This window comes from Phenylobacterium sp., from assembly GCF_036963605.1.
Classification (GTDB): Bacteria; Pseudomonadota; Alphaproteobacteria; order Caulobacterales; family Caulobacteraceae; genus Phenylobacterium.
The window spans coordinates 1-4,871 of sequence record NZ_JBALUY010000129.1 but is presented as its reverse complement, the minus strand read 5'-3'; the positions used below and the strand labels follow the sequence as shown (position 1 = coordinate 4,871).

The following is a 4,871-nucleotide window of genomic DNA, read 5'->3' as shown; positions in this document are numbered from 1 at the left end:
TGGCCTTCACCTCGAAGACGCCGTCGCCGATCTCCAGGATCGAGACGTCGAAGGTGCCGCCGCCCAGGTCGTAGACGGCGATCTTCTTGCCGTCGTTCTTCTCAAGGCCATAGGCCAGGGCCGCGGCCGTCGGCTCGTTGATGATCCGCAGGACTTCCAGCCCGGCGATCTTGCCGGCGTCCTTGGTCGCCTGACGCTGGGCGTCGTTGAAATAGGCCGGGACGGTGATGACCGCCTTCTCGACCTTCTCGCCCAGGTGCTGCTCGGCGGCTTCCTTCATCTTCTGAAGGATGAAGGCCGAGATCTGCTGGGGAGAATAATCCTTGTCGTGGGCCTTCACCCAGGCGTCGCCGCTGGGACCCTTGACGATGTCGTAGGGCACCATGCCCTTGTCCTTCTCCACCGTCGGATCGCTGTACTGGCGGCCAATCAGGCGCTTGATCGCGAAGAGGGTGTTGGACGGGTTGGTGACCGCCTGGCGCTTGGCCGGCTGGCCGACGAGGCGTTCGCCGTCGTCGAGGATGGCGACCACAGAAGGTGTGGTCCGGGCGCCTTCGGCGTTCTCGATCACTTTCGGCGTCTTGCCGTCCATGATGGCCACGCACGAATTGGTGGTGCCGAGGTCGATGCCGATAATCTTGCTCATATCGAGTCCTGCTCGCTCCTTGTTGGCGGACGGCGCGTGTGGGCCTTCTAGTGAAGCACCCCCGTTCTTGTCACCGCCCCCGGTCGAAAAAGGGTCTCGGGCGGTTAGCCCAAAGAAGGCGCCGCCGTCGAGTCGCGATATGGGGCTGATGATAGCCGCTACAAGTCCAATGCCCCTAAAGTTTCCGGGGTTTATCGGGCCGAGATGCGCAAAATCCGGCCAGAAACGCCCCATAGGCCAGGGCCGGGAAGGGGGTCTGGGCGCGGCGGCTCGCCAGGAAGGCGTGCTGCACAACCATGGCCTGCTGCTCGATATTGAGATCGTCGAAGCCCCAACCCGAAAGCAGGTCATAGGCATAGGCCTGCGGGTCATCGCCGCACCGCAGCTTGGCCCACAGCAGGCCGATCCCCCGCTGGGCCTGCCAGACATGGGTCAGTTCGTGGACGAACAATCCCTGCAGCCCCAGGGGGGCCTGGGAGAAGTCCCGGACCGCCGCCGACATCGGAAACACCATCAGCCGCGATCCCGCGGCGAAGGCCCTGGGCCAGACCGGCAGGGCCAGGATGCGCACCCGCTCGGCCGCAAGGCCTTCACCAAACACCTCGCGGGCGAGCGCACGCTCGCCTTCGGTCAGGGCGCGCAGCGACAGGGGGCGCATGGGAGCGGGGCGGGTCATCTCGCCCTATATGGGGTCTGATGGAGCCTGTTTCGCAAACCGGATTTCGCCTGGCGCCCGCGGCCCTCGATGCGGCGGCGCAAGAGGCCCTGCTGGCTGAGGTGCTGGAGAAGGCGGCGCACGCGCCCTTCTACCGGCCGGTGACGCCCGGCGGTAAACCCATGAGCGTGGAGATGACCAATTTCGGCCCCCGCGGCTGGGTGACCGACGCGGCAGGCTATCGCTACCAGCCGACCCATCCCGTGACCGGACAGGCCTGGCCGGACATTCCGGAGGTCCTGCTGCGCCTCTGGGCGGAGCTTGCCGACCCGCAGATTCCTCCCGACGCCTGCCTGGTCAATCTCTATCGGGACGGGGCCAGGATGGGCCTGCACCAGGATCGCGACGAGGCCGACTTCAGCCTGCCGGTGCTGTCGGTTTCGCTGGGAGACACGGCCATATTCCGCATCGGCGGGACGAGCCGGCGCGATCCGACGCGGTCGGTGCGGCTGGCTTCGGGCGACGTCTGCCTTCTGGCCGGACCTGCGCGGCTCGCCCACCACGGGATCGACCGGATCGTCGCCGGCTCCTCGCGTCTGATCCCAGGCGGGGGCCGTATCAACCTCACCCTGCGTCGCGCCGGCCCGAAGGCCTGACTTCTGAGCGGCTGGACTCGATGCCACCCTGCCCGCAGGATCAAGCCAACCAGAAGAACGAGGACGCCCATGACCACGCTGACCCGTCCCGAAGGGACCAAGCCGTCTGATCTCAACCTGTCGCGCCGGGGCCTCGCAGTCGCAGCCCTGGGCGGTTATGCGGTCTTCGCCCTGTCGGCCCAAGCCGAGCCGATCACCACGCCGGAGACCGGCCTGGTCACCGAGACCGTCCAGATCTCGCCGCCCGACACCCAGATCCCGGCCTATCTGGCCCGTCCCGCCGGCGCCGGTCCCTATCCGGTGGTGATCGTGGTCTCGGAAATCTTCGGGGTGCACGAATATATCCGCGACGTCTGCCGCCGGCTGGCGCAGCTCGGCTATGTGGCCATGGCGCCGGACTTCTTCGCCCGGGCCGGCGATCCTTCGGGGCTCACCGACTATGCCGAGATCCGCAAGATCGTGGCGACCGCCACCGACGACCAGGTGATGGGCGACCTGTCGGCGGCCATGGCCTTCCTGAAGGCGCAGGACTACGCCCAGGCCGACACCGCGGCGATCACCGGCTTCTGCTGGGGCGGCAACATCGTCTGGCAGGCCTGCCAGCGGCTCAACCTCTTCAAGGCCGGGGTCGCCTGGTACGGCCGTCTGGCCCGCCCCGCCGATGCGCCCGCCGATGAGCGCCAATGGCCAGTGGACATGGCTGAGGCTCTCTCGGCGCCGGTGCTCGGCCTCTATGCCGGCCAGGACCAGGGCATTCCGCTCTCCGACGTGGAGAAGATGCGCAGCGCCCTGGCCGCGGCGGGCAAGACCGACAGCGAGATCATCGTCTATCCGGACTCGCAGCACGGCTTCCACGCCGACTATCGCTCGGCCTATGACGCCGCCGCCGCCAAGGATGGCTGGGCTCGGATGCTGGCCCATTTCGCCGAGCACGCCGTGGCGCCCGTCCCGGCATAAGGCCGCCATGTTTCCGTAAGGCCGCGGCTGCGTTTAGGTAGTCCTTGAACGCAGCCGACGGAGCCGCACGCCCCCATGGACCCCGCCGTCCGACAATTCCTGATCCGCTGGCCCCAGACCCTGGCCCTGGGGGCGGTGACGCTCGCGCCCCTGGCCTTGACCGTCTGGGCGCTGTGGCTGCTGGCCAAGCTGGCGGCCCTGCTGGGCGCCCTGGTGATCCGGCCGCTCACCACCCTGGGCGGCGCCGGGGATGAGGGTGGGGTCCTCACCACCATCCTGGAAATCCTCACCGCCCTGGTGATCCTGACCATCGTCGGCGCCCTGGCCCGCGGGGCCGCAGGGCGGGCCTTCGGCAAGGCGGTGGACGATCTGGTCGGCCGCATCCCGGTGGGCCGGACCATCTATTCCTCGGCCCAGAAGCTGATCGCCAGCTTCCAGTCGCCGATGGAGCAGGCTCAGAAGGTGGTGCTGATCGAGTTTCCGTCCGAGGAGATGAAGACGGTCGGTCTGGTCACCCAGATCTTCCGCGCCGCCGACTCCGGCGAGGAACTCGCTGCGGTCTATGTGCCGACTACGCCGAATCCCACCTCCGGCTATGTGGAGATCGTGCCGGTGGACCGGCTGATCTGGCTGGACTGGACCCTGAACGAGGCCATCCAGTTCATCGTCTCGGCCGGGGTGACGGCGCCGGAAGCCATCAAGTATCGCGACCGGGGCCGTCCGCCCCTGGCCGATATCGGACCCCGGCCGCCCGAAGAGACGCCGCCAGCCTTCTAGTTAGAAGGGCGGCAGTTCGGACGGGGTCAGGCCATCGACGAGGTCGCCAATGGCGTCGCCGCTGGGGGCCGGGGCCGGGGGCGCCTTGGGCGCCGGGGTCTTCGGCGCGGGGGCCTTGGGCGCGGGCGCCTGGGCTGGCGGCTCGTCCGGCACCTGCAGGGCGGGGATCTGAGGATCGACGGAAGCTGTCTCGACGGTCTCCTTGGCCGTGGCGGCGGGCGCCTCATCTTCGGTCGCTTCGTCCAGCGACTCATCGCGCCTGACCAGGCTTTGGTTGTTCTCGTCCAGGGCCTGGGCGTCGGTGGCGACCACGGGGGCGACGGTTTCGCCCGAACCGGACGCCTCCCCGGGCAGGCGGCCGCCGCGGGGCTCGGCGCCGATCACACCCATGGCGAAGGCGAAGCCGGCCACGCCGAGCAGGGCGAGCGCCACAAGGCGGAGAACGGGTTGAGGGACGGTCCACATGGCTGAAATCCTAGTGCGGCTGGGCTTTCAGCGGAAGCGGCTTCATCGGCGCTCGGGCGGTTTGCGCCGCCGTGTCGCCCCCGGCCCACGTCCGTGAAGTAAACGCCTCTTAACCCTCCCGACCCATAGATGGGCCACTTGTCTTTCCTGGAGGCCTTATGGCGCGGGCGGCGCGAAAATCGGGTGTGGAGCTGGGGCTTCACGTGGCCCGGCTGGCTTGGACCCATCCCCTGACCGCCCGGCTGCGCGGCGGGCTGCTGGCGGCCGCCGGCGTGGCTGTCGCCCTGGCGCTGGCCACCTACAACGCCGCCGATCCGAGTCTGAACGCCGCCACCGGCCATGCGCCGCTCAATGTGCTGGGCGGTCCCGGGGCGACCGTCGCCGATATCGGCATGCAGTCCCTGGGCCTGGCCGCGGGCCTGGCCGCCCTGCTGATGGTGATGTTCGGCCTGTCGCGGGCCCTGTCGCCCGATCCGGACGCCAATCGGGCTGACCTTCGCCTCCGCGCCGTCATCGGCCTGGCTGGGGTGCTGGGGCTGGCCGCGCTGATGGCATGGCCGCCGGCGCCGGCCGTCTGGCCCCTGGCCAAGGGCCTGGGCGGATTCTGGGGCCACGGCCTGCTGGCGGGCTTTGCGGGCCTGCTGGATTTCGCGCGCATTCCCGCCGCTCGACCCATTTCCGCGCTGTTGCTCGGCGTGGCCGGCGCCGTCGCCCT

The 4,871-nt window shown here is 69.0% G+C and carries 7 protein-coding genes; 4 read left to right on the top strand and 3 right to left on the bottom strand.

The annotated features are described in order from the left end of the window. Together V7702_RS16545 and V7702_RS16540 are read right to left on the bottom strand one after the other, a co-directional pair. Window positions 1–646: Hsp70 family protein (locus tag V7702_RS16545; protein WP_335651176.1), on the bottom strand; the 646-nt coding region annotated here is incomplete at its 3' end. Between the two features lie 175 nt (window positions 647–821). Continuing rightward, a complete protein-coding gene (locus V7702_RS16540) occupies window positions 822–1,322 on the bottom strand; it encodes a hypothetical protein (RefSeq protein ID WP_335651175.1) in 501 nt (166 codons plus the stop codon). A gap of 20 nt (window positions 1,323–1,342) precedes the next feature. On the opposite strand from V7702_RS16540, the gene V7702_RS16535 reads away from it, so the two are divergent. From V7702_RS16535 to V7702_RS16525, 3 genes are all read left to right on the top strand, one after another. Next, the gene (locus tag V7702_RS16535; protein ID WP_335651174.1) at window positions 1,343–1,957 is read left to right on the top strand and encodes an alpha-ketoglutarate-dependent dioxygenase AlkB; all 615 of its coding nucleotides are present in this window, start codon (window positions 1,343–1,345) and stop codon (window positions 1,955–1,957) included. A 69-nt stretch (window positions 1,958–2,026) separates the two neighbouring features. Beyond that, the gene (locus V7702_RS16530) at window positions 2,027–2,914 is read left to right on the top strand and encodes a dienelactone hydrolase family protein (RefSeq protein ID WP_335651173.1); all 888 of its coding nucleotides are present in this window, start codon (window positions 2,027–2,029) and stop codon (window positions 2,912–2,914) included. Window positions 2,915–2,989: 75 nt separating this feature from the next. Further along, window positions 2,990–3,691 (top strand): DUF502 domain-containing protein, encoded by a 702-nt coding sequence (locus V7702_RS16525; RefSeq protein WP_335651172.1) that lies wholly within the window; start codon window positions 2,990–2,992, stop codon window positions 3,689–3,691. On the opposite strand, the gene V7702_RS16520 is transcribed toward V7702_RS16525, so the two are convergent. After that, window positions 3,692–4,156, bottom strand: coding sequence for a hypothetical protein (locus V7702_RS16520; protein ID WP_335651171.1), 465 nt, complete (start codon window positions 4,154–4,156; stop codon window positions 3,692–3,694). Window positions 4,157–4,359: 203 nt separating this feature from the next. Here V7702_RS16520 and V7702_RS16515 point away from each other — a divergent pair. Next, the coding region (locus tag V7702_RS16515) for a DNA translocase FtsK 4TM domain-containing protein (RefSeq protein ID WP_335651170.1) at window positions 4,360–4,871 on the top strand (512 nt) is incomplete at its 3' end.